The sequence below is a fragment of the Bradyrhizobium sp. SZCCHNS3052 genome, assembly GCF_032484495.1.
GTDB lineage: Bacteria > Pseudomonadota > Alphaproteobacteria > Rhizobiales > Xanthobacteraceae > Bradyrhizobium.
This window is the reverse complement of the sequence record NZ_JAUETB010000001.1, coordinates 186,602-211,397: the sequence shown is the minus strand read 5'-3', so window position 1 is coordinate 211,397 and position 24,796 is coordinate 186,602. Positions and strand designations below refer to the sequence as shown.

The 24,796-nt window shown below is 65.6% G+C and carries 21 protein-coding genes; 12 read left to right on the top strand and 9 right to left on the bottom strand.

The features are described 5' to 3' along the window. Positions 1-24 precede the first annotated feature (24 nt). Genes hpaH through QX073_RS00925 form a run of 5 tightly spaced genes read left to right on the top strand, consistent with a single transcriptional unit; the run spans position 25 to position 5,326 of the window. A complete protein-coding gene (gene hpaH / locus QX073_RS00945) occupies positions 25-831 on the top strand; it encodes a 2-oxo-hept-4-ene-1,7-dioate hydratase (RefSeq protein WP_316225179.1) in 807 nt (268 codons plus the stop codon). Between the two features lie 24 nt (positions 832-855). After that, positions 856-1,254 (top strand): 5-carboxymethyl-2-hydroxymuconate Delta-isomerase, encoded by a 399-nt coding sequence (locus tag QX073_RS00940; protein ID WP_315826358.1) that lies wholly within the window; start codon positions 856-858, stop codon positions 1,252-1,254. After that, entirely contained in the window at positions 1,247-2,785 is a 1,539-nt protein-coding gene (gene hpaE, locus QX073_RS00935; RefSeq protein WP_316225178.1) for a 5-carboxymethyl-2-hydroxymuconate semialdehyde dehydrogenase, read from the top strand. Before QX073_RS00940 ends, hpaE begins: the two co-directional genes overlap by 8 nt. A 12-nt stretch (positions 2,786-2,797) precedes the next feature. Continuing rightward, complete coding sequence (locus tag QX073_RS00930; protein WP_316202251.1) at positions 2,798-3,670, top strand: fumarylacetoacetate hydrolase family protein; 873 nt, start codon at positions 2,798-2,800, stop codon at positions 3,668-3,670. A 21-nt stretch (positions 3,671-3,691) separates the two neighbouring features. Further along, positions 3,692-5,326, top strand: a complete 1,635-nt coding sequence (locus QX073_RS00925; protein WP_315749207.1) for a thiamine pyrophosphate-dependent enzyme — start codon at positions 3,692-3,694, stop codon at positions 5,324-5,326. 6 nt (positions 5,327-5,332) lie between these two features. Here QX073_RS00925 and QX073_RS00920 read toward each other — a convergent pair whose 3' ends face one another. The 5 genes from QX073_RS00920 to QX073_RS00900 all read right to left on the bottom strand — a co-directional run bounded on the left by QX073_RS00920 (position 5,333) and on the right by QX073_RS00900 (position 9,945). Then, positions 5,333-6,556 (bottom strand): MFS transporter, encoded by a 1,224-nt coding sequence (locus QX073_RS00920; RefSeq protein ID WP_315714920.1) that lies wholly within the window; start codon positions 6,554-6,556, stop codon positions 5,333-5,335. A gap of 74 nt (positions 6,557-6,630) precedes the next feature. Next, the gene (alkB, locus tag QX073_RS00915; protein ID WP_315714921.1) at positions 6,631-7,281 is read right to left on the bottom strand and encodes a DNA oxidative demethylase AlkB; all 651 of its coding nucleotides are present in this window, start codon (positions 7,279-7,281) and stop codon (positions 6,631-6,633) included. A gap of 3 nt (positions 7,282-7,284) precedes the next feature. Next, positions 7,285-8,028: a 2OG-Fe(II) oxygenase gene (locus QX073_RS00910; RefSeq protein ID WP_316202252.1), complete on the bottom strand. Its 744-nt coding sequence runs from the start codon at positions 8,026-8,028 to the stop codon at positions 7,285-7,287. A 234-nt stretch (positions 8,029-8,262) separates the two neighbouring features. Continuing rightward, entirely contained in the window at positions 8,263-9,615 is a 1,353-nt protein-coding gene (locus tag QX073_RS00905) for an amidase (RefSeq protein WP_316202253.1), read from the bottom strand. A gap of 6 nt (positions 9,616-9,621) precedes the next feature. Continuing rightward, complete coding sequence (locus tag QX073_RS00900) at positions 9,622-9,945, bottom strand: hypothetical protein (protein ID WP_316188168.1); 324 nt, start codon at positions 9,943-9,945, stop codon at positions 9,622-9,624. A gap of 191 nt (positions 9,946-10,136) precedes the next feature. Here QX073_RS00900 and QX073_RS00895 point away from each other — a divergent pair, with 191 nt between their 5' ends. The 4 genes from QX073_RS00895 to QX073_RS00880 all read left to right on the top strand — a co-directional run bounded on the left by QX073_RS00895 (position 10,137) and on the right by QX073_RS00880 (position 14,142). Further along, positions 10,137-10,550 carry a Zn-ribbon domain-containing OB-fold protein gene (locus QX073_RS00895; protein WP_315749201.1) on the top strand — a complete coding sequence of 138 codons (414 nt, stop codon included), beginning with the start codon at positions 10,137-10,139 and terminating at the stop codon, positions 10,548-10,550. A gap of 4 nt (positions 10,551-10,554) precedes the next feature. Beyond that, entirely contained in the window at positions 10,555-11,694 is a 1,140-nt protein-coding gene (locus QX073_RS00890) for a thiolase C-terminal domain-containing protein (RefSeq protein ID WP_316202254.1), read from the top strand. A 234-nt stretch (positions 11,695-11,928) separates the two neighbouring features. Continuing rightward, on the top strand, positions 11,929-12,843 hold the full coding sequence (locus QX073_RS00885; protein WP_315714927.1) for an SDR family oxidoreductase: 915 nt from the start codon (positions 11,929-11,931) through the stop codon (positions 12,841-12,843). Positions 12,844-13,263: 420 nt separating this feature from the next. Next, a complete protein-coding gene (locus QX073_RS00880; RefSeq protein WP_315714998.1) occupies positions 13,264-14,142 on the top strand; it encodes an SMP-30/gluconolactonase/LRE family protein in 879 nt (292 codons plus the stop codon). A gap of 63 nt (positions 14,143-14,205) precedes the next feature. On the opposite strand, the gene ppc is transcribed toward QX073_RS00880, so the two are convergent. The 3 genes from ppc to QX073_RS00865 form a co-directional block, all read right to left on the bottom strand. Next, positions 14,206-16,989, bottom strand: a complete 2,784-nt coding sequence (ppc, locus tag QX073_RS00875) for a phosphoenolpyruvate carboxylase (protein ID WP_315714928.1) — start codon at positions 16,987-16,989, stop codon at positions 14,206-14,208. 138 nt (positions 16,990-17,127) lie between these two features. Beyond that, the gene (locus tag QX073_RS00870) at positions 17,128-18,672 is read right to left on the bottom strand and encodes an acyl-CoA synthetase (protein WP_315826365.1); all 1,545 of its coding nucleotides are present in this window, start codon (positions 18,670-18,672) and stop codon (positions 17,128-17,130) included. A 176-nt stretch (positions 18,673-18,848) separates the two neighbouring features. Further along, positions 18,849-19,658: a crotonase/enoyl-CoA hydratase family protein gene (locus QX073_RS00865; RefSeq protein WP_315826366.1), complete on the bottom strand. Its 810-nt coding sequence runs from the start codon at positions 19,656-19,658 to the stop codon at positions 18,849-18,851. Between the two features lie 102 nt (positions 19,659-19,760). Between QX073_RS00865 and QX073_RS00860 the strand changes: the two genes are divergently transcribed. Beyond that, positions 19,761-20,636 (top strand): SDR family oxidoreductase, encoded by an 876-nt coding sequence (locus QX073_RS00860; protein ID WP_315749193.1) that lies wholly within the window; start codon positions 19,761-19,763, stop codon positions 20,634-20,636. A gap of 133 nt (positions 20,637-20,769) precedes the next feature. Next, positions 20,770-22,350, top strand: coding sequence for a fatty acid--CoA ligase (locus QX073_RS00855; RefSeq protein WP_316174659.1), 1,581 nt, complete (start codon positions 20,770-20,772; stop codon positions 22,348-22,350). A 187-nt stretch (positions 22,351-22,537) separates the two neighbouring features. Here the strand turns inward: QX073_RS00855 and QX073_RS00850 are convergent, their stop codons facing one another. Continuing rightward, a complete protein-coding gene (locus QX073_RS00850; protein ID WP_315749191.1) occupies positions 22,538-23,812 on the bottom strand; it encodes an acyl-CoA dehydrogenase family protein in 1,275 nt (424 codons plus the stop codon). Between the two features lie 166 nt (positions 23,813-23,978). On the opposite strand from QX073_RS00850, the gene QX073_RS00845 reads away from it, so the two are divergent. Next, the gene (locus tag QX073_RS00845) at positions 23,979-24,758 is read left to right on the top strand and encodes an enoyl-CoA hydratase-related protein (RefSeq protein ID WP_315749190.1); all 780 of its coding nucleotides are present in this window, start codon (positions 23,979-23,981) and stop codon (positions 24,756-24,758) included. Positions 24,759-24,796: the final 38 nt, after the last annotated feature.

Genomic DNA, 24,796 nt, shown 5'->3' with positions numbered 1-24,796 from the left:
CATCTCTTTTCTGAGCGATAGACCATGCCTCTTGCGAGCGACCAGATTCATAGCTGCGCCTTACGCCTGGATCAGGCCGAAAAGAGCCGCCGCCAGATCAGGCAGTTGTCGCAGGAGTTTCCCGATATCACCATCGCAGATGCCTATGCGATCCAGGATGCCTGGATCAGCATCAAGGTGGCCGCGGGCCGCGTCATCAAGGGTCACAAGATCGGGTTGACATCGAAGGCGATGCAGAGCGCGCTGAACATCGATGAACCGGATTCGGGCGTGCTGCTCGACGACATGTTCTTTGCCGATGGCGGGCTGGTGCCGTCCGACCGCTTCATCGCGACGCGTATCGAGGCGGAGCTTGCCTTCGTCATGAAGCACCGTCTGTCTGGACCGGACTGCACCTTGTTCGACGTACTCAACGCGACGGATTTCGTGGTGCCGGCACTCGAGATCCTGGATACGCGGATCGAGCGGGTGGATCCCGCGACCAAGGCGACCCGCAAGATCTTCGATACGATCGCCGACAACGCCGCAAATGCCGGCATCGTGCTCGGCGGCCGGCCGCTGCGGCCGCTCGATGCCGACCTGCGCTGGATCGGCGCACTCTGTTATAAGAACGGTCAACTGGAAGAGACCGGCTTGGCCGCCGGCGTGCTGAACAACCCGGCAACGGCCGTTGCGTGGCTCGCCAACAAGATCGCGGCAAATGGATTCGCGCTGGAGCCGGGACAGGTGGTCCTTGCCGGCTCGTTCATCCGGCCGATCGAGGCGCGCAAGGGCGACACGATCCAGGCCGACTACGGCTCGTATGGGACGGTGAGCTGTTACTTCGCCTGAAGCCTGCCCCGGAGCGACCGCATCATGCCGCATTTCAGCATCGAATACTCCGCCAATCTCGACGCCTTTGTCGTGATGGCCAACGTCTGCGAAGTGGTCCGCAAGGCCGCCAGCGAGACCGGGATCTTTCCGATCGGCGGCATCCGCGTGCGCGCGATCCGCTGCGAGCACTACGCGATCGCCGACGGCAAGCCCGACTCCGCCTTCCTCGCCATGCTGCTGCGGCTCGGCGAAGGCCGCGACCTCGCGGCACGGCAGAAGGCCGGCGAGCACGTCTTCAAGGCACTCTCGGCGTATCTCGATCCGGTCTTCGCAAGCACCAAGTTCGCATTGTCCTTCGACATGCAGATCAACGACGCCGCGACCAGCTGGAAGCGCAACAACATCCACGACGCCCTGAAAGCGGAGGCATCCCATGGATAAGGCCACCCCCAAGACCGACATCTACAAGGCCAATCTCGACCGTGCCGCTCCCCTGCTCGCGAAGCTGAAGGACGAGGGCATCGGCCACTTCATCGACGGCAAGGTGGTGCCGGCGATCTCGGGCGCGATGTTCGAGACGAAGTCCCCGATCGACGGCACTGTTCTGGCCAAGGTCGCTCGCGGCAATGCAGAGGACATCGACCGCGCGGCGACATCGGCCGCACTCGCCTTCAGATCCTGGCGCGACATGGCGCCGGCGATGCGGCGCAAGCTGCTGCATCGCGTGGCCGACGCGATCGAGGATCATGCCGACGACATCGCCGTGCTCGAATGCATCGACACCGGGCAGGCCTATCGCTTCATGGCCAAAGCCGCGGTCCGCGCGGCGGAAAACTTCCGCTTCTTCGCCGACAAATGCACCGAGGCGCGTGACGGCCTGAGTACGCCGAGCGACGAGCATTGGAACATCTCGACGCGGGTGCCGATCGGCCCGGTCGGCGTGATCACGCCATGGAACACGCCGTTCATGCTGTCGACCTGGAAGATCGCCCCGGCGCTCGCGGCCGGCTGCACGGTCGTACACAAGCCGGCGGAATGGTCGCCGATCACGGCGCAGTGGCTGGCCAAGCTCGCCAAGGACGCCGGCATTCCCGACGGCGTCCTCAACACCGTTCATGGCTTCGGGGAGGAGGCCGGCAAGGCGCTGACCGAGCATCCCGCGATCAAGGCAATCGGCTTCGTCGGCGAGAGCTCGACGGGATCTGCGATCATGGCGCAGGGCGCACCGACCCTGAAGCGGGTGCATTTCGAGCTCGGCGGCAAGAACCCGGTGATCGTGTTCGACGATGCCGATCTCGACCGCGCGCTCGACGCCGTCGTGTTCATGATCTACTCGCTCAACGGTGAGCGCTGCACCTCATCCAGCCGCCTGCTGGTGCAGCAGAGCATCGCCGAGACCTTCACGGCCAAGCTTGCGGCGCGCGTGCGTGCGCTGAAGGTGGGTCATCCGCTCGATCCCGCCACCGAGATCGGGCCGCTGATCCACGAGCGGCATCTCGCCAAGGTCTGCTCCTATGTCGACGTTGCACGCGAGGACGGTGCGATCATCGCCGTCGGCGGCAAGCGGTTCGACGGCCCGGGCGGCGGGCACTACGTCGAGCCGACGCTGGTGACCGGCGCGCGCCAGACCATGCGCGTGGCGCAAGAAGAGGTGTTCGGGCCGTTCCTCACCGTGATCCCGTTCCGCGACGAGGCTGACGCGATCGCGGTCGCCAATGACGTGCAATACGGCCTCACCGGCTATGTCTGGACCGGCGACATGGGCCGCGCGCTGCGCGTCGCCGACGCGCTGGAAGCCGGCATGATCTGGCTGAACTCGGAGAATGTCCGCCACCTGCCAACCCCGTTCGGCGGCATGAAGGCATCGGGCATCGGCCGCGACGGCGGCGACTATTCGTTCGACTTCTACATGGAGACCAAGCACGTTTCGCTCGCGCGCGGCACCCACAAGATCCAGCGGCTCGGCGTCTAAGGAGAACTGCCCATGACCTCCCCTCGCCTCGCCACCTATGCCATCGATGGTTCGGTCCGCTACGGGCTCGTGACCGACACCGGCCTCGTCGATCTCTCCGCGCGCTTTGCCAAGGACTATCCGACCCTGCGCGAGGCGATTGCCGCCGGCGCCCTGCCCCGGCTGATCGATGCTGCAGCCGGCTTGTCGCCGGATCACGGCCTCGACGCGATCACCTGGCAGCCGCCGATCCCCTCGCCGGAGAAGATCATCTGCATCGGCGTCAACTATCCGGACCGCAATGCCGAATACAAGGATGGCCAGGACGCGCCGAAATATCCGTCGATGTTCATGCGGACGCCGCGCTCCTTCGTCGGCCATGAAACGCCCCTGGTGCGTCCCTGCGCTTCGCCGCAGCTCGACTATGAAGGCGAGCTCGTGCTGATCATCGGCAAGGCCGGCCGTCACATCCCGGAGGCCCAGGCGCTGGATCACATCGCCGCACTCACGCTTTGCAACGAGGGCACCATCCGCGACTGGGTGCGGCATGCCAAGTTCAACGTCACCCAAGGCAAGAACTTCGATTCGACCGGCAGCCTCGGGCCTTGGATCGTGCCCTACACGAATGAGAGCCAGATTGCCGATATCCGGCTGACGACGCGCGTCAATGGCGAATTGCGCCAGGACGACCGCACGTCACGGCTGATCTTCGGCTTCCGCTACCTCATCAACTACATCTCGACCTTCACCACGCTCGTCCCCGGTGACGTGATCGTGACGGGCACGCCCACCGGCGCCGGTGCACGGTTCGATCCGCCGCGTTATCTGAAGCCCGGCGACGTCGTCGAGATCGAAGCCGAGGGCGTCGGCACCTTGCGCAATGGCGTCGTCGACGAAGCTCTGTAAAGTCAGCAACGGAATGTCAGCATGACCACCATGACCGGCGGCGAAGCCATCGTCAGCGGGCTCGTCGCCCACGGCGTCGACACCGTGTTCGGCCTGCCTGGAGCGCAGGTCTATGGCCTGTTCGATGCCTTCCACCAGGCGCAGCTCAAGGTCGTCGGCGCCCGCCACGAACAGGCCTGCGGCTACATGGCGTTCGGCTATGCCCGCGCCAGCGGCAGGCCCGGCGTGTTCAGCGTCGTGCCGGGTCCCGGCGTGCTCAACGCCGGCGCGGCACTGCTCACCGCCTTCGGCTGCAACGAACCGGTGCTTTGTCTCACGGGCCAGGTGCCGACCGACTATCTCGGCCGCGGCCGCGGCCATCTGCACGAGATGCCGGACCAGCTCGCGACCCTGCGCACCTTCGTCAAATGGGCCGAGCGCATCGAATACCCCGACAGCGCGCCGACGCAGGTCGCGCGCGCGTTCCAGGAGATGATGTCGGGGCGGCGCGGCCCCGCTGCGCTCGAGATGCCGTGGGACGTGTTCACGCAGAAGGCGGCCACCGCCGCGGCGATGCCGCTGGCACGGTTCGCGCCGCCGCAGCCCGATCCCGACCGCATCGCCAAGGCGGCCGGGCTGATCACGTCCGCGAAGGCGCCGATGATCTTCGTCGGCTCAGGCGCAATCGAGGCGCGCGAGGACATCCTCGAGCTCGCCGAGATGATCGACGCGCCGGTCGTCGCCTTCCGGTCCGGGCGCGGCATCGTCTCCAATGCACACGAGCTCGGACTGACGATGGCTGCTGCCTACAAGCTCTGGCCGGCGACCGATCTGATGATCGGCATCGGCACCCGCATGGAGCTGCCGACCACGTTCCGCTGGCCGTTCAAGCCGGATGGATTGAAGTCGATCCGCATCGACATCGACCCGGTGGAGATGCGGCGCCTGATCGTCGACGCCGGCATCGTCGCCGATGCCAAGGCGGGCACGGCCGCGCTCGTCGCTGCTGTGAGCAAGGCGGGGTACCGCAAGAGCTCGGGACGCCGCGCCGCGATCCGGGAGGTCACCGCAGCGACCTTGCAGGAGATCCAGAAGGTACAGCCGCAGATGGCCTATCTGAACGTGCTCCGCGAGGTGCTGCCGCGCGACGCCATCGTCACCGACGAACTGTCGCAGGTCGGCTTCGCCTCCTGGTACGGCTTTCCCGTCTACGAGCCGCGCACCTTCATCACCTCGGGCTATCAGGGCACGCTCGGCGCGGGTTTTCCCACCGCGCTCGGTGCCAAGGTGGCGCATCCCGACAGACCTGTGATCGCGATCACCGGCGATGGCGGTTTCATGTTCGCCGTGCAGGAGCTGGCGACTGCCGTGCAATACAACATCGGCGTCGTCACCCTGGTGTTCAACAACAATTCCTATGGCAATGTCCGGCGCGACCAGCGTGAGCGCTTCGACGGCCGCGTCGTCGCCTCCGATCTCGTCAATCCGGATTTCGTCACGCTCGCCGAATCCTTCGGCGTCGCCGCCAGCAAGGTCACGTCACCCGATCAGTTCAAATCCGCGCTCGAGACGGCGCTGGCGCATGGCGGGCCATATCTGATCGACATCGAGGTGCCGCGCGACTCCGAGGTCTCGCCCTGGGCCTTCATCCATCCGTCGAAGCCTCCAGGGATCTGATCGACCTCACGGCGGGGACGCGCGGCGTCCCTGCAATCCGGCGGCGGCCATCGCCAGCAGGCCCGCGCCGGCCACGAGCCAGCACGCGACCGGCGCCCACTGCACCAGCGGCGCATAGTCTGGCAACTTCTGCAGACCGCCGGCGACGGCAGCGATCCGCGCGAAGGTTGCCAGCGCCAGCGCCGAGAACACGAGCCCGGTCACCTTGCCCTCGGCGCCGTTCGTCCCGATCGCGAGCGCCGCGGAAATGGCGCTCATCATCATGCAGCCCCAGGCCGCCCCGGCGATGAACTGCGCCACGATCAGCACGGTCAATGCGCCCGCGAGCTCGGCGATCACGATCGCGAGCGCACCGAGCAGACCGGCGAATCCCATCACGATGAGCCCGCCGCGATGCTTGACGACCACGCTGGCCGGGAACAGCACGAGGTTGAAGCCGATCCAGAACACCGGCATCAGCCAGGAAAGGTCCTCCGGCCTGGCGAAGCGGAGATAGAAGGCCGAGCTGTTGATGCTGAAATGCAGCTGGTAGCCGAGCGCGAGGATCACCATGGCGCCGATGAACAGCAGGGGCAGTCCCCGCAGTGGCCTGGGCTCGAGCTTGGCCGCTGCTTGCGCTGCCCGACCGCTATCCTGCGGAATGCGCGAGAGACCGAGCGCCGTCAGCAGCAGCACGGCCGATGAGATGACGAACGGCAGGCGCGGATCGTAGTCGCGCAGGATCACGCCGAGATAGGGCGACACGGCGCCGGCCACGCCATAGCCGAGCATGACCAGCGCTGCCAGGAACGGAATGGCCGGCCGGGCCGCATGGCGCCCGAGCAGCGTCAAGGGCGGCGCGCGCAAGACCGACGAGGTCAGCGCCCAGATCGCGATCAGTCCGATGAAGACCGCTGGACCTGCGGACGCCGCCACGAAAGGCAGCGCGACAAAGGCGGCGCAGGATACCGCAGTCAGCAGGCCGATGAAGAGACCGAACCGCGCGGCGGCGCGCCCGATGCGATCGGCCGCAAGTCCCATCGCGGTATCGGACAATGTGAAGATCGCCTGGTCCAGCATCAGGATCAGAACGACGGCGGAGGGCGCGATGCCGGCCTGGGCGGCGAGCTTCGGCAGATAGATCACGTAGGTCGTCCACAGCAGCGTGAACACCAGCTGCAGCAGCGCAAGGTGAAGTCCTATTCGCGCCGCCGCAGGCGCCCGCTCGTCCGCAAGTTCGACAGTGCTCATGGCCCCTCTCCCGGGCGCAGCATAGAGCCAGGGATGCCCGCTGCAAAATGAGGAACGTCACAGAGCGGCCAGGACTATCGGGCGCGGCGGAACGTCAGGTTGATGCGCCGGCGGCCGAGCCGAGCATGCTCGCCATCGGCGAGCGGCGCGACGCCGTGAAAGGCGAGCCGCGCCGGGCCGCCCCAGACGACGACGTCGCCATGGGCCAGCCGATAGCGTTGCGTCTTGTCGGAGCGCTTGAGGCCGCCGAACAGGAACGTCGCGGGAAGGCCCAATGACACCGAGACGATCGGCGCGCCGACGTCGCGCTCGTCGCGATCCTGATGCAGCGACATCTTGGCGCCGGGCTCGTAGCAATTGATCAGGCAGGCATCGGGCGCGAAGGCGGCAAAGCCTGCCTCGCTCGCCGCCTGCTCGGCGAGCTGTCGCAACAGCGGCGGCATCGCCGGCCACCTCTGTCCGCTGTCTGGATCAACGGGATCGTAGCGATAGCCGCTGCGGTCCGTCACCCAGCCGACCGAGCCGCAATTCGTCATGGCCACCGACATCTGGTGCCCGCCGGGCGTGATCATCCGGCGGAACGGCGCCTGCGCGGTGATCGCCTCGATCGCGGCCAGAAGCTCCGTCGCATGTGGCTGCGCAAAACCACGCAGCAGCACCGCGCCGGGCGCGAGCGGCTCGCGCGCCGGTCCGGCGATCTCAAATCCATCGAACAGATCCGTCATATGCTACTTCGCATCGTGAAAGATCACGCCGAGCGTATGCCGCCGGCCGGAACGCAGCCGGCTCACGCCATGACGCATGTTGACACGGTAGCTGCCGCGCGTGCCCTGGACCGGGCGATTGTGGACCGCGAACACCACCGCATCGCCCTGCCGGAGCGGCACCACCTCGGCGCGCGACTGCATGCGCGGCCGCTGCTCGGTCAGCACGAACTCGCCTCCCTCGAAATCGCGCCCCGGCTCCGACAGCAGGATCGCGACCTGCAGCGGAAACACGTGCTCGCCATAGAGATCCTGGTGCAGGCAGTTGTAGTCGCCCTCGACATATTGCAGCAAGAGCGGCGTTGGCCGCGTCTGGCCGGCCTGATGACAGCGCGCCAGGAAGTCGTCGTGCTCGGCGGGATATTGGATGTCGATCCCCATCGTCGCATTCCAGCGGTTGGCGATCGCGACCAGATGCGAATAGAGCCGCGGCCGCAACTGCGCGATCGGATCGGGCAGCGGATAACTGAAATATTTGTACTCGCCGCGGCCGAAACCATGCCGCGCCATGACGACGCGGCTGCGGAAGTGCCGGTCGTCCGGATAGAGCGCCGCCAGGGCGCGGCAATCCTCCGACGACAGCAGCTGCGTCAACACGGCGCAGCCGCGCGCATCGAGATCGCGTTCGACCATCGCCCAATCGAGCTGGTCGATCCCGATCGCGGCGGGAGTATCGATGTCGAGCGCAGCCTGTTTGAGCCTGGTCATTCGGACATTCCAGCTGTCATTCCGGAGCGGCGCGAAGCGACGAGCCCGGAATCCATACGCACGGTCGTGGTTATGTATTCCGCGCCTGCGCGCAAGGGCGCGCATCCCGGAATGACGACAGTGTTACGGAGTGGCCAGCGGGGCACCACCCGATTTCCGGTAGCATCCATGTCGATGATACCGTAACGACGACAGGTTCCCATCCGGCGTCGGAACGCCGGGCTCTTTCCCTACTCAGCCCCGCACCACGCCCTCGATGCCCGCCGCGATCTCCAGCAGCTTGCGGTCGTGGCCGCCGGACTGCGCCAGCATCAGGCCGACCGGGACCTCGCCGTGGCGGTGCGCCGGCAGCGAGATGGCGCAGCCGTCGATCATGTTGATGAAGGTGCAATTGCGCAAAGCGCGGATGTTCTCGCGGGCGAAGGCCTGGTCGTCGGCGAGATCGGCGATGACAGGCGGCGCGTTGGCCGTGGTCGGCATCGCCAGCGCATCGTAGGGCGCGATGCGTGCAGCGGCGCGCTTCACCAGCGAGCGGCGCGCGTTGAGCATCTCGATGTAATCCGGCACGGTGATCGCCTCGCCGCGCATGATGCGGACGGACACGCGCGGATCGTAGACGTCGCCCTTGGCTGTCAGCAGGAAGCGGTGCCAGGCATAGCTCTCCGCGGCGGCGAAACCGCCCTTCATGCCGATCAGGCCGACGTCGAGGAACTCGGGGAATTCGATACGCTCGATGAGCGCCCCCTGCTTCGCCAGCGTCTGCAGCGCCCGCTCAAAGGTCTCGGCGACCTCGACATCGAGCTCGTCGAGCACGACCGTGGTGGGCACCGCAAGCCGCAAACCCTTCACCGGGCGCGACGCGAGCGGGCGGACCGGCTCGTCGGCCAGCACGGAATCGAGGACGGCACAGCAGGCGACCGTGTTGGCGAGCGGCCCAAAGCTGTCGAGCGTGGTCGACAGCGGCACGCCGCCGTCGAGCGGCACGCGGGCCTGCGTCGGCTTGTAGCCCGTGATGCCGTTGAAGGCCGCGGGAATGCGGCAGGAGCCGCCGGTGTCGGTGCCGAGCGCGCCATAGGCCATGCGATCGACGATCGAGACCGCGGCGCCCGACGACGAGCCGCCGGGCACATGGCCGACGTCGCGCTTCCAGGCGCTCTTCGGCGTGCCGTAGTGCGGGTTGATGCCGATGCCGGAATAAGCGAACTCGGTCATGTTGGTGCGGCCGATCACGACGAAGCCGGCCCGGCGCAGCCGCACCACCGCCGGCGCATCGGCCTCGGCCGGCGCGGAATCCTCCAGCGCCCGCGAGCCGGCGCGGGTGACCTGGCCCTTGATGTCGAACAGGTCCTTGATCGAGACCGGAATGCCGGCGTAGGGCGACGGCGCCGCATTGGCCTTGCGCAGCGCATCCATGCCGTCGGCCGCCGCCAGCGCGGCCTCCTTGTCGACATGGATGAAGGCGCGCTGGCCCTCGCCGGCGGGATCGGCGATCCGGGCGAGACACTCCTCCACCAACTTGCGGGACGTGGTGCGACCGGCGGCGAGATCGTCGGCCAGCGCGGCCAGGGTCGGATTCGAAACGGTCATGGCATCCTATAGCGTGTCTGCGGCATCGGCCGCGATGTCCAGATCGAGCAGCGCGGAACTCAGCGACTTGCCGTGCGCATCCAGCGCGAGCGACCGGGTGACCCCGCCGCCGAGCGCCCGGCTCATCACGAAATTCAGCGCCGCAATGTTGGGCAGCTCATAGCGGACCACCTCGCCCTGGACAATGCCGGCGAAGTGCGCCTTCACCCGCTCGGCCGTGACTTGTGCGAGCAACAGCGGGTAATCCTTGGGGTCGTAGGCGATGACCGAGATGTTCGAGGTGTCACCCTTGTCGCCGGTTCTGGAATGGGCGATGTCACGCAGCTTCATCTCGGCTCCGATCATACTCCCAGCATCAAAGACCAATTTTCATCAGGCGGCAATTGCCGTCCAAACACCTCTGCGCCTCCCGGAGGGCCGCATGCGTGGCGTGATGGACCGTTGACGCGTCTGCGTCAAATGGCGCATCACGGATGCAAAGGAGCGGGCGACGGAGCCCGCCGCAGGGAGGATCAACCGGGATGGCCGAGCCTATGCGTGCACGCCCCAAACCGACACCCGAGACGCAGCATTTCTGGGACGGTACCCGCGCCGGCGAATTGCGGCTGCAGCGCTGCGACGCCTGTGCCCACGTCTACTTCCCGCCGCGCCCATTCTGTCCGGCCTGCGCCAGCCGCAAGGTCAGCGTCTTCAAGGCCACGGGCAAAGGCACGCTCTACAGCTACGTCATCAACCATCGTCCCCCTGCGCCCGGCTTCACGCCGCCCTACGCCATTGCCGTCGTGGCGCTCGAAGAGGGCCCGCGCATGATGAGCAACATCACGGGCTGCCCGCAGACACCGGAGGCATTGGAGCTCGACATGGCCCTCGAAGTCACATTCGAGAAAATGGACGAGCAGATCACCCTGCCCCTGTTCCGGCCGGCGAAAGGATAGCGCCATGCGTCGAAACCAGGTGGCCGTGGTCGGCGCGGCCGAGACCACCGAGCTCGGAATCATCCCGACGATGTCGCAGATCCAGCTGCATGCGGACGCGGCGCTGAATGCCATCGCCGATGCCGGGCTCAAGCTGTCGGACATCGACGGCTTCGCCACCGCGGTCGAGACGCCGCAGCAGATCTGCCATTATCTCGGCATCACACCGACCTGGGTCGATGGCACCTCGGTCGGCGGCTGCTCCTTCATGCTGCATGTCCGCCACGCCGCGGCTGCGATCGAGGCCGGCCTATGCAAGACCGTGCTGATCACCCACGCCGAGAGCGGCAAATCGATGATCGGCAAGCTGCCGCGCTCGATCCCGCCGGACAGCCTGCAGGGCCAGTTCGAGGCGCCGTTCGGCATCTCAGGGCCGCCCAGCATGTTCCCGATCCCCGTGCTGCGCTACATGAAAACGTACGGCATCACCCATGAGCAGTTGGCGATGGTTGCCGTCGTACAGCGCGAATGGGCGGCAAAGAACCCGCGCGCGATGATGAAGGACCCGATCACCGTCGAGGACGTGCTGAACTCGCGCATGATCGCCTACCCGTTCCGGCTGCTGCAATGCTGCCTCGTCACCGATGGCGGCGGCGCGCTGATCCTGACCTCGGCCGATCGCGCCAAGGATTTTCCGCAGAGGCCAGTCTATATTCTCGGCACCGGCGAAAGCGTGGAGACGCCGATGGTCAGCCAGATGGAGACGTTCAATTCATCGCGTGCCTTCAAGGTCGCGGGCCCCCTCGCCTTCAAGGAGGCCGGCATCGGCCATGCCGACGTCGACCATCTCATGATCTACGACGCGTTCGCGCATCTGCCGCTGTTCGGTCTCGGTGATCTCGGCTTCATGCCGCATGAGGAGACCGGGCCGTTCATCGCAGCCGGACACACACGGCCAGGCGGCAAGCTGCCGCTCAACACCAATGGCGGCGGCCTGTCCTACATGCATTCGGGCATGTACGGCATGTATGCGTTGCAGGAGAGCGTGCGCCAGATGCGTGGCATCGCCCCGGCGCAGGTACCAGGAGCCAAGATCTCGGTGTGCCACGGCGTCGGCGGCATGTTCGCCGCATCGGGGACGATCATCTTCACCAACGAGAGGTAACGACGCTCGCCGTTCCGGTCGCTCTCTTTCGTTTTGTCGCCATGGCCGGGCTTGTCCCGGCCATCCACGTCGTCCGGCGCCCTCGGAACGACGTGGATGCCCGGGACAAGCCCGGGCATGACGGAGCAACATATTGGCAGGCAGCCCGGCTGATCTGAGCCGTCTCGTCAAATGCAATAGCCCTGACGCAAACGGGGCAGGATGAACAGCACATCACGCTAAGGAGAACCTCTCATGACCAAATCGCTGCAGGACAAAGTCGTCATCGTCACCGGCGCCGGCCGCGGCATCGGGCGCGAGATCGCGCTGCTGTGCGCCGCCGAAGGCGCCAAGGTCGTGGTCAACGATCCCGGCGTCGCCTCCGACGGCTCGGGCACCAGCGCAGCGCCGGCGGAGGAAGTGGTCGAGGAAATCAAGAAGCGCGGCGGCACGGCGGTGGCGAATTTCGAGAGCGTGTCCGAAGCGATCCCGGCCAGCAAGATCGTGAAGGCCGCGACCGACCACTTCGGCAAGCTCGACGGCGTGGTCAACAATGCCGGCATCCTGCGCGACATGATCTTCCACAAGATGAGCATCGAGGCGTTCGAAGCCGTCATCAAGGTGCACCTGATGGGGTCGTTCTATGTCGCTCACTCCGCCGCGCGGCTGTTCCGCGAGCAGGAGAGCGGCTCCTTCGTCCATTTCACCTCGACTTCGGGCCTGATCGGCAATTATGGCCAGGCCAATTACGCCGCGGCGAAGCTCGGCATCGTCGGCCTGTCGAAGTCGATCGCGCTCGACATGGGCCGCTTCAACGTGCGTTCCAATTGCGTCTCGCCGTTTGCCTGGAGCCGAATGATCGGCACCATCCCGGCGGAGACCGAGGCCGAGAAGGAACGCGTCGAACGCATGAAGCGGATGGGGCCCGAGAAGATCGCGCCCGTCGTCGCCTATCTGCTCAGCGATGCCTCGAAAGACGTCACCGGCCAGATCTTCGCCGTTCGCATGAACGAGATCTTCCTGATGAGCCAGTCGCGCCCATTGCGCTCGGTGCACCGCGGCGAAGGCTGGACGCCGCAGACCATTGCGGAGCATGGCATGCCGGCACTGAAGCCGTCGTTCTACAAGCTCGATCGTTCCGCCGACGTGTTCGGCTGGGACCCGATCTGAGATTTGCAGCGCGCAAAGTCCATTCGCAGCGCACACACTCTCAAGTTGTTTTTTATCGAGACGACCCGCACGTCGCCACGATTCTGTCGTATGGTCGCCTCCCAACAAAAAAATGGGAGGACACATATGACGACTCCACGACACGACGTCGCGCAGAACTCGCTGGTCGGAGCAGATGGCTTCGACAGGCGCAGATTGCTGAAAGGAGCCGCGGCATTCGCCGCTGCCGCGGCAACCGTGACGTCAGCATCGGCTGCAACCGTCACGCCCTTCGGCCAGACCGGGGCACCGACAATCTCGACAGATCCGCTGCCTCTCGGTCCCTTGCCGGGCAGCCGCTATCCGGACTCTCACCTGGAGTCGTCGAAAAAGCCCAAGCTGTCATTCGGGCCAGCGGAGTTTCCGGCCTTCGCGGGCACGATGGCCGTAGAACGCGTCGCGACCGGAATGCGCTGGGCCGAAGGCCCGGTCTATTTTGCCGCCGGTCGCTATCTGCTGTTCAGCGACATCCCGAACAATCGCATCATGCGGTTCTCCGAGGACGATGGTCACCTCAGCGTCTATCGGCAGCCGTCGATGAATTCCAACGGCAACACCATCGATCGAGAAGGACGGCTGATCACGTGTGAACATAGCGGTCGGCGGGTCACTCGCACCGAGCTCGATGGCTCGATCACGATCATCGCCGACAGCTATAATGGAAAGCGATTGAATTCGCCGAACGATGCAGTGGTCGCGGCCGACGGCGCAATATGGTTCACCGATCCGGTCTACGGCATCGGTGGCTTCTATGAGGGCCTCAAGGCGGCGCCCGAGCAGGACAAGCACAATGTCTATCGGGTCGATCCGAAATCGGGAGAGGTCAAGGTCGTTGCCGACGACTTCGTCGAGCCCAATGGGCTCGCCTTCTCACCCGACGAAACGAAGCTTTACGTCATCGACACTGGCTTCACCGACGGGCCCGACAATCCCGCGCATATCCGCGTGTTCGACGTCGATCACGCCGCCGGCAAGCTGACGAACAGCAAGGTCTTCGCCGAAATGCCTAAGCCCAGCATCTCCGACGGCGTCCGATGTGATCGCGACGGGCGGGTCTGGTGCTCGGTCGGCTGGGGCGATCCGAACGAGGACGGCGTACGTTGCTATGCCCCGGACGGAACGTTGCTGGGCAAGATTCACATTCCGGAAACCGTCGCCAATCTGTGCTTCGGCGGCCAGCAGCGTAATCGGCTCTACATCTGCGGCTCGACGTCGCTCTATGCGGTCTATACGAGCGCGCAGGGTGCGCTGAAGCCCTGAAGATAGCGAATGGCGAATAGGGAGTAGCGAATAGACCCTCTATTCGCTACTCGCCACTCGCCCTCATCCCGTATTTCTCAACCCCGCCGAGATGCCGTTGATCGTTAGTTGAATCCCGCGCAGCACCTGCTCGTCCGGGTTCTGCGCGCGATGCTCCTTGAGCAGCTCGACCTGCACGTGGTTGAGCGGATCGAGATAGGGAAAGCGGTTGCGCACCGAGCGCTCCAGCAGCGGGTTGCCCTGCAGCAGCCGCTCCTGCCCCGTGATGTCGAGCAAAGTCTCGATCACCAGATTCCATTCGCGCCGGATGCGGCCGAAGATCTTTTCGCGCAGGGCCTCGTCCGGGACCAGCTCGGCATAGCGCGAGGCGATGGCGATCGAGCTCTTGGCGAGCACCATGTCCATGTTCGACAGCAGCATGCGGAAGAACGGCCATTCCTGATAAAGTTCGCGCAGGAACGGCATGCCCTGCTCCGGATTTTCCGCGATCCAGGTCTCGACCGCGCTGCCGAAGCCGTACCAGCCCGGCAGCATCAGCCGGCACTGCGCCCAGGAGAACACCCAGGGGATCGCACGCAGGTCCTCGATCGCGCGGGTTTTCTTGCGCGAGGCCGGGCGGCTGCCGATGTTCAAGGTCGCGATCTCGTTGATGACGGTCGAGGCCCAGAAATAGTCGACGAAGCCGTCGGTCTCGTAGACCAGGCCGCGATAGGCCTTGAACGCGAGCTCCGAGAGCCGGTCCATCGCGGTGAGATATTCGCGCTTCGGCGCCGGCTGCCGCGGATGCAGCAGGCTGGCCTCGAGCGTCGCGGCGGCGAGAATTTCCAGATTGTTACGTCCGACCTCGGCGTTGGAATATTTGCTGGAGATGATCTCGCCCTGCTCGGTGATGCGGATCTGGCCGTTCACCGCGCCGCCCGGCTGGGCGATGATGGCGTCGTAGCTCGGTCCGCCGCCGCGGCCGACCGATCCGCCGCGGCCGTGGAACAGCCTGAGCCGGATGCCGTGGCGCTCGAAGATGTCGACGAGGCCGATCTCCGCCTTGTAGAGCTCCCAGCCCGAGGTGACGAAACCGCCGTCCTTGTTGCTGTCGGAATAGCCGAGCATGACCTCCTGCACGGCGCCGCGGCTGTCGACCAGGCGGCGGTAGTCGTGCAGCGCCAGCATGCGGTCCATGATGCCGCTGGACGCCTGCAGGTCCTCGATCGTCTCGAACAGCGGCACGATGTTGACGGCGCAGCGGCCCGAAGGATCGATCAGGCCGACCTCCTTGAGCAGCAATGCCACCTCGAGCATGTCCGACATGCCCTTGCACATCGAGATGATGCACTGGGGAATCACGTCGGCGCCGAACGTCGCGTGCGCCTCGGCGGCGGCGCGGAACAGCGCGAGCTCGCCGACGGTCTCGTCGCTGTACTTGACGAATTGCGACACCAGCGGCCGCGCATTGCGCAGCTCGCTGACAAGCAGGCCGACCCTGGCATCCTCGCTCAGCGCCATGTAGGACATGCCGGGCATCGCGGTGTCGATCAGCTCGGCGACGGTGCGCTCGTGCACCGCCGAATTCTGGCGGATGTCGAGCCGGGCCAGATGGAAGCCGAAGCAATCCACGGCACGCCGCAGCAGCCGCAGCCGCCCGCGGGCGATCACCTCGGCATTGTTGGCGATCAGCGAGTGATGCAGCACGTCGAGATCATCCTGCATCTGCTTGACGCTGTCGTAAGGCGCCACCGCCGCCACGGGAAGGCGGCTGATCTGGATACCGAGCTTCTTCGCCGTCGCCGCCAAGCGCGCATAGATGCCGGACACCGCCAGACGATATGGCTCGCCGCGACGATGCGGCGACGTGTCCGGCGAGCGCTCGGCCAGCGCACGCAGCTCCTCGGAGACATCGGCGAGATGCGCGGCGATGGACAGCTCGCTGCCGAGCAGATGCAGTTCCTCGAGATAGTAGTGCAGCGCCAGGCTGGATTGCAGCTTGAGCGTCCCGCGCATCACCTCGGCGGTGACGAACGGATTGCCGTCCCGGTCGCCGCCGATCCAGCTCCCCATTCGCAGGAACGAGGCGAGATCGCCTGCCACCTCCGCTCCGTCATTGAGCCGATCCTCGAGCGAGCACAGCAGACGCGGCACCTCACGCAGAAACGTGTAGTCGTAGAACGACAGGCCGTTGGTGACCTCGTCGAGCACCGTCAGCTTGGTCCGGCGCAGCAGGTTGGTCTGCCACAAGGTCAGCACGGCGCGGCGCAGCGCCTCGTCATTGGCCTCGCGCTCGTCCGGCGTCAACTGCATCCGCTCGCGGCGGTCGAGCAGCATCGCGATCTCCATCTCGCGATCCATCGTGCTCTTGCGCCGCACCTCGGTCGGGTGCGCGGTCAGGACCGGACTGACCAGCGCCGTCGAGAAGAACTTGCGCAGATCGGAAGCCTCGAACCCGGCGGATTTGGCGTGAGCGAGCGTCGCCGCCAGCATGCCGGACCCGCCATTGGAGTCGCTCCTGGCACGCATGCGTCGGATGTTGTTCTGGTCCTCGGCAATGTTGGCGAGGTGCGAGAAATAGCTGAAGGCGCGGACGATGCGGACCGTCTCAGCCGTCGTCATGCCGTCGAGGATCTGCTCCAGCTCGCGCCGCGCCTGGCGGTCCTCGTCGCGGTGGAAGCGCACCGAGGTCTGGCGGATGCGCTCGACGAGGTCGAACAATTCGGCGCCTTCCTGGTCGCGGACGGTATCGCCGAGGATGCGGCCGAGCAGCCGGATATCGTCCCGGAGCCGCGCGTCCTCCTCCATGGCCTGCGCCTCGGCGGCGCGGTTGGGACGGATTTCCTCTGTCATGGCTTGCGGCGACATGGATGCGCTCTCCAGCAGCTGCCCATTTACGGGTCAGTCTGCCGTATCTATACCGCAGCGCAAGATCAAGAAAGAGGCGTTGCCTGCCCTATTCAATGTCGGTCTCGCCTCCTTTCGCCGCCAAGTGCGGGCCCATCATCATATTTTCCGCCCCGCCTGCTCCCAATGGGGATCGCGCAGCCGCCGCTTGAAGATCTTGCCGGAGTCCTCGCGCGGCAGCTTCTCGTGGATCTCGATGTGCTTGGGCACCTTGTAATCGGCCAGCGACGCTCTCAGCCGGGCCCTCATCTCCCCAATGTCAAGCGTCACGCCCGGCTGCGGCTCGACCACGGCCATCAGGGCTTCTCCGAACTCGGCATCTGGGATGCCGAACACGGCGCAATCATGCACGCCGGGCACGGCATGCAGCACGGCCTCGATCTCGGCGGGATAGATGTTTACGCCGCCAGAGATCACCATGTCGCGCTTGCGGTCGCACAGGAAGACGTAGCCCTCGGCATCGATGTAGCCGACATCGCCCGAGGTGATGAAGCCGTCGCGGTCGATCTCGGCACGCTTCTCCGGCTTGTTGTGATAGGTGAAATCCGGATTGCCCGCGATGCGCGAATAGATCTCGCCGATCTCGCCCTGCGGCAGGATGCGACCGTCCTCGCCGAGAAAGCGCAGCTCCGCGCCCGGCGAGACCTTGCCGACGGTGCCGGGCTTGCGCAGCGCGTCCTCGGAGGTCGCGAAGGTCACGGCACCGGATTCGGTCGAGCCGTAGAACTCGTAGATGACCGGCCCCCACCAGTCGATCATCGCGCGCTTGACGTCGGCCGGGCACGGCGCGGCAGCGTGAATGACATGGCGCAACGACGAGACGTCGTAGCGGCGGCGAACCTCCTCCGGCAGCTTCATCAGCCGGATGAACATGGTCGGCACCATGAAGATGGTATCGATCCGCTCTGTCTGGATGACGTCGAGAAACGCCTCCGGCTCGAAGCGCGGCATCAGCACCAGCGCGCCGCCGAGCCGGCCCGCCCGCAGGCCGAAGGCGTTCGGCGCCGAATGATACAGCGGCCCCGGCAGCAGCGCGCGCGCGTTCGGCTTCAGCCCGTAGATCAACGCGCGCATGCGCTCGGCCGAGGCGGCCTGCTCCACCGTCGGCGCACTGCGGCGGACGCCCTTGGGATGACCGGTCGTGCCGGAGGTGTAGATCATGTTCTGCGGCTGCGGCCCCTGCGGCCCTTCGTAAGGGCTCTGCTGTGTCAGCCAGCTTTCCAGGTCGGTCGCGAACTCCGGTGTTGCGAGCAGATCCGCACCGATCTTGTAGTTGGACAGGATCTCCGGCGGCGTGGGCACGCTGAGCGCCGTGACATCGGCCGGTATCGCACCGGCGAGCTGATGCAGCAGATCGGCGTGACCGATCAGCACGCGCGTCGCGGAGTCCTTGAGGATGTAGTCGATCTCCTCCGGCTTGAAGTGCCAGTTCACCGGCACGCCATAGGCGCCCAGCCGCATCGCGCCATAGGCCGCCTCGATGAAGGCGATGTCGTTGCGCATCAGCATGCAGACGCAATCGCCCTGGCGTACGCCGAGCTGCGCGAGGCCGCTGGCGATCCGCGCGGTGCGGTCGGCGATTTCGGCGTGGCTGCGCCGGCGCTCGCCGGAGATGATGCCGCAGAACAGGGAGGACGTTTCCATTTTCTTTGTTATCCGATCTGGCGTCGGTTTGAGTTTCCGCCATCAATCCGGGGCGATGCGCCGCGACAAACGGCGGTGCCGTTTTGCGCGGAGCATCGAACTCAGGTGCGCAGTTGCGCACCGGAGAATCTCGAGATTCCGGGCCTACTCCTTCGGAGCATCCCGGAATGACGGACTCAATCCGCAAACTTCGGCGCGCGCTTCTCGATGTTGGCGCGCACCGATTCGAGCTGGTTCGGGCTGCCGATCAGCTTCTGCTGCTCGACCGATTCGGCGAGCAGCGCCGGCCCCGGATCGACCGAGAGATTGTTCAGCATCCGCTTGGCGGCGCGGATCGCATCCGGGTTCTTGCCGGCGATCTCACGCGCGGTCTCCAGCGCAGCCGCGCGCGGATCGGCGCAGATGCGGGTGACGAGGCCGTAGGACTGGCCTTCCTCCGGCGAGAACACCCGGCCGGTGTAGGTCAGCTCGCGCAGGATGTCGTCGCGCATCAGGGTGGCCAGGATCGGCGTGCCCGCCATGTCGGGCACCAGACCCCACTTGATCTCCATGATCGACATCTTGGTGTCCGGCGCGACGTAGCGCATGTCGGCGCCGAGTGCGAGCTGGAAGCCGCCGCCATAGGCGACGCCATGCACTGCAGCAATCACCGGCACCGGCAACTGCCGCCAGCCCCATACCGCCTGCTGCGCGAAGTTGGCCTTGCCGTGGGTGCGAACGGTGAGGTCGCGCTTCTCGCCGCCGGGTATGCCGTTGCCGCCGGAATCTTTCATCGCCGCGAAGCGGCCCATGTCGAGACCAGCGCAGAACGCGCGGCCCTCGCCGGACAGCACCACCGCCCGCAGGCCCTTCTCCTTCGACAGCCGGTCGGTCGCCGCGACCAGCGCCTCGAACATCTCCATGTCCAACGCATTCATCTTGTCGGCGCGAACCAGGCGAACATCGGCGACGCCGTCCTTGATCTCGATCGCGAGGCGGTTGTCCATCGAACGGTCTCCCTACGGATGTCTTTGTGACTTTACAGAAGGCTGTCGGAGCGATTTAGTCAATCGACCAATTAACTCACAACATGTCAGGCGGAAACTCCCATGTTCAAGGACAATCTCCTCGAAGGTCGACGCATTCTGGTGACCGGCGGCGGCACGGGCCTTGGCAAAGCGATGGCTGCACGCTTCCTGCAACTCGGCGCCGAAGTGCATATTTGCGGCCGGCGGAAAATCGTCTGCGACGAGACCGCGACCGAACTGATGGACCTCTACGGCGGCCGAGTGACCAGCCATGGCGTCGACATCCGCAATGCCATGGCGGTGGAGGACATGATCGAGGCCATCTTCCAGGAAGGCGGTCTCACCGACCTCATCAACAACGCGGCCGGCAACTTCATTTCCCGCACCGAGGAATTGAGCCCGCGCGGCTTCGATGCCGTCGCCAACATCGTGATGCACGGCACGTTCTACGTGACGCACGCCGTCGGCAAGCGCTGGATCGCCGCGAAGCAGCCGGGCAACGTCGTGTCGATCACGGTAACCTGGGTGCGCAACGGCTCGCCTTACGTGGTGCCGTCGGCGATGAGCAAGTCGGCGATCCACGCCATGACGATGTCGCTCGCGACTGAATGGGGCCGCTACGGCATCCGCCTCAACACCATCGCACCCGGCGAAATCCCGACCGAAGGCATGAGCAAGCGCATCAAGCCCGGTGACGAGGCCGGCGCGCGGACCAAGGCGATGAACCCGATGGGTCGCGTCGGCACCATGGAGGAGCTGCAGAACCTCGCGGTGTTCCTGATCTCCGGCGGCTGCAACTGGATCAACGGCGAGACCATCGCGATGGACGGCGCCCAGGCGCTGGCGATGGGCGGCAATTTCTATCAGTTGCGCGACTGGAGCGACGACGACTGGACCAAGGCCAAGGAGTCGATCAAGGCGCAGAACGAAAAGGATCGCGCGACGCGCACGAGCTGATTGGCGCAATCACCCTGTTGATCGGCGACCTGCTCCCTGTAGACTGATCGAGAGATGCTTGCTCCGGCGCAATCCGGGGCGAGGACCACGACAAGACATCGAACAAAGAACAAGACGCAATCGGAGGGGAAACATGTCCGTCACGACGGCAGCGTCGACGCTCGTCGACGTCGTGCGCAGGCAGGCGGAAGCGCTTGGCTCCGCCACCGCCTATGAGTTCGAAGGCCGCCTCACCAGCTTCGCCGCATTCGACCGCAAGACCAACCAGGTTGCCAACGCGCTGAAGGCGATCGGCATCAAGCCGCATGAGCGGATCGCCTATTTCGGCAAGAACAGCGACATCTATTTCGAGCTGCTGGTCGGCGCCATGAAGGCCAACGTCGTGATGGCGCCGGTGAACTGGCGCCTCGCCGGTCCCGAGGTCGCCTTCATCGTCGAGGACTGCAAGGCGCCTGCCCTGTTCGTCGGTCCCGAGTTCATCACGATGATCCGCAACATCCGCGACCAGATTCCGAGCGTGCGGCACATCATCACCACCGAAGGCGGCGCGCCGGAATGGCAGGACTACACGGCTTGGCGCGACGCGCAGAGCGCCGACGCTCCCGGCGAGGCGATCACGCCGCAGGACATCGCGCTGCAGCTCTACACCTCCGGTACCACCGGCAAGCCGAAAGGCGCGATGCTGTCGCACGCCAACTTCCTCAACCTCGTCAACACCGGCAATCCCGAGGAGAAGCCGGACTGGAATAAATGGACGACCGACGACGTCTCGCTGATCGCGATGCCGATCTTCCACATCGGCGGCTCCGGCTGGGGCCTGATGAGCCTCTACCACGGCGCCCGCGGCGTGATCGCGCGCGAGTTCGATCCCACGAAGATCCTCGACTTCTTCGAACAGTCCGGCATCACCAAGCTGTTCATGGTGCCCGCCGCGATGCAGTTCGTGGTCCGGCAGCCGCGAGCGCGGCAGGTCGACTTCTCGCGGCTCAAATACATGCTCTACGGCGCCTCGCCGATCCCGGCGGCGCTGCTGAAGGAATGCATCGAGGTGTTCAAATGCGGCTTCGTGCAGATGTACGGCATGACCGAGACCACGGGCACCATCATCGCGCTGCCGCCCGAGGATCACGTCGAAGGGCTGGAGCGGATGCGCTCGGCCGGCAAGCCGCTGCCGGGCGTCGAAGTCGCGATCATCGATCCCTCGGGCAACCCGCTGCCGCCGCGGCAGGTCGGCGAGATCGCCACCCGCTCCGGCTCCAACATGACCGGCTACTGGAACCTGCCGGAGGCGACCGCACGCACGCTCGGTAAGGACGGCTGGCTGCGCACGGGTGATGCCGGCTACATGGACGAGGACGGCTACGTCTACATCCACGACCGCATCAAGGACATGATCATCTCCGGCGGCGAGAACATCTATCCGGCCGAGGTCGAGAGCGCGATCTGCGACCACCCCGATGTCGCCGAGGCCGCCGTGATCGGCATTCCCGACGACAAATGGGGCGAGGCCGTCAAGGCGATCGTCGTGATGAAGTCGGGCAAGTGCGCCACCGAGACCGACATCATCAATTTCACCCGCACCCGCATCGCCGGCTTCAAGACGCCGAAGAGCGTGGACTTCCTCGACGCCCTGCCGCGCAATCCCTCCGGCAAGATCCTGCGGCGGAATCTGCGCGACCCGTACTGGGCGGGCAAGGATCGGCAGGTGAATTGATCAAGAACGAGGTGCTCGCTGAGACATTCTGGATCGCTTCGCCACGCTCGCGATGGCGTGGAGAGAGGGTACGCCTTCCACGCCGTCATTGCGAGGCGCCCTTGCGCCGAAGCAATCCAGGGGCCAAACAACAAGGTCTGGATTGCTGGCTGACGCTCACGATGGCCGCCTTCAAACTACAACCGCCTCACCTCTTGTTCACCCCCATATACCCGAACAGGAAGCCCGCCACCTTGCGCATCTGGATCTCCTCGCTGCCTTCGGTGATGCGGTAGCGGCGGTGGTGGCGGTAGATGTGCTCGAACGGCTTGTGGCGCGAATAGCCCATGCCGCCATGAACCTGGATGGCGCGATCGGCCGCCTCGCAGCACAGACGGTTAGCCCAGTAGTTGCACATCGAGACCTTGTCGGAGAGTGTGTGCTCGACCTGCGCCTGGGTGAGCTGGTCCATCTCCCAGGCGGTCTTGCGGATCAGCAGCCGCAGCATCTCGGCCTGCGTCGCCAGCTCGACCAGCGGCCACTGGATCGCCTGGTTCTCGGCCAGCGCCTTCCCGAACGGTTTGCGCTCACGCGCGTAGTTCACGCTCTCATTGATGCAGAATACGGCCGCACCGAGCGAGCTCGCCGCCTGCCGGATGCGGTTCTCGTGCACGAAGCACTGCGCCAGCGACAGGCCGCGACCGACTTCGCCGAACTGCGCATCCTCCGGCACGAACACGTCGGTGAAGCTGACCCGCGGATGGTCGGTCGGCATGTTGAAGGTCCAGAGATACTCCTCGACCTTGACGCCCTCGCTCTTGGCCGGCACCAGGAAGCAGGTGATGCCGCGCGCATCGCCGTCATTGCCCGAGGTGCGCGCGAACAGCGCGCAATGGGTGGCGACGTGCATTCCCGTCGTCCACATCTTCTCGCCGTTGATCAGCCAGCCCTTGACGTTGTCGCGGGTGGCTGGGACGGCCTTCGTCTCCATGTGGGTTGCGTCCGAGCCGTGATGCGGCTCGGTGAGACCGAAGGTGATGCGGTACTTGCCGGTGATCGAGCCGTCGATCATCGCTTTCTGGTCGTCGCGGCCATAGCGGTCGAGCATGGTGACGATCGGCAGATTGCCGACGATCGAGTGCTCGTTCTGCAGGTCGTTGTGCAGGCCGAGGCCCTTCGAGGCGAAATGCTCGCGGATCACCGCCATCCAGAGGTTCGAGCCGTCCTTGCCGCCGTAGCGTTTTGGGATCGCGAAGCGCAGGTGCCCGGCCGCGTCGGCACGATCCTTGGCCTTGCGCAGCAGCTGCTCCCACTCATGCCGCGGCAGGCCGCCATTCTCGAAATCGGTGCGCGCCCATTCGCGACGATGATCGAAGAAGCGGATGTTGTCGTCGGCCTGCTCCAGCGGCTTGATCTCAGCGGCGATGAAGCGATCGAGCTCGTCGAGGTAGGCGACCAATTCCTTCGGCAAGGAAAAATCCATGGCGTGTCTCCCTGTGCGTTTCGTTGTTGTTCTTGGTCCTGATGGGCGCGACCTCCCGTCGCGCGCTTGTGGCGCGCAGCGCCGTTGCGTATTTGGATGACTGCGACACCTGCGCAGGCGCTAAGTTGATGCGCGACAACCAATCAGAAAACAGGAGGAACGGCCGATGGAGCTGAAGTTTTCGAGAGTGACGCGCAAGGGGCCGATCACGATCGTCACCCTGGCGCGCCCCGAGGTCTACAACGCCCTGCACATCGAGGCGCATTACGAGCTCGAGCGCGTGTTCGACGGCTTCGCCGCCGATCCCGAGCAATGGGTGGCGATCGTCACCGGCGAGGGCGACAAGGCATTCTGCGCCGGCAACGATCTGAAATGGCAGGCGGCCGGCGGCGCGCGTGGCTGGGGCAAAAGCGGCTTCGGTGGACTGACCTCGCGCTTCGATTGCGACAAGCCGCTGATCGCGGCCGTCAACGGCGTTGCGATGGGCGGCGGCTTCGAGATCGCGCTGGCCTGCGACCTGATCATCGCCTCCGAGAACGCGACCTTCGCGTTGCCCGAGCCGCGCGTCGGCCTCGCCGCGCTCGCCGGCGGGCTGCAGCGGCTGCCGCGCCAGATCGGTCTGAAGCGCGCGATGGGCATGATCCTGACCGGCCGCCACGTCGGCGCCCGCGAGGGCCACGAGCTCGGCTTCGTCAACGAGGTCGTACCGCAGGGCGAGGCGCTGGCGGCCGCGGAGCGTTGGGCCGAGACCATCGCCAAGAACTCGCCGATGTCGATCCGCGCCTCCAAACAGGCGATCGAGAAGGGCCTCGCGGTGTCGCTGGAGCAGGCCATCACCGAGCAGCGCGACTACGCGGCGGTGCAGGCGATGATCCACTCGCAGGACTATATTGAGGGGCCGAAGGCGTTTTCCGAGAAGCGACCGCCGAAATGGCTGGGGCGGTAGCGCATCGCCAAGGTGATCATTCCGGGACACGCGGAGCG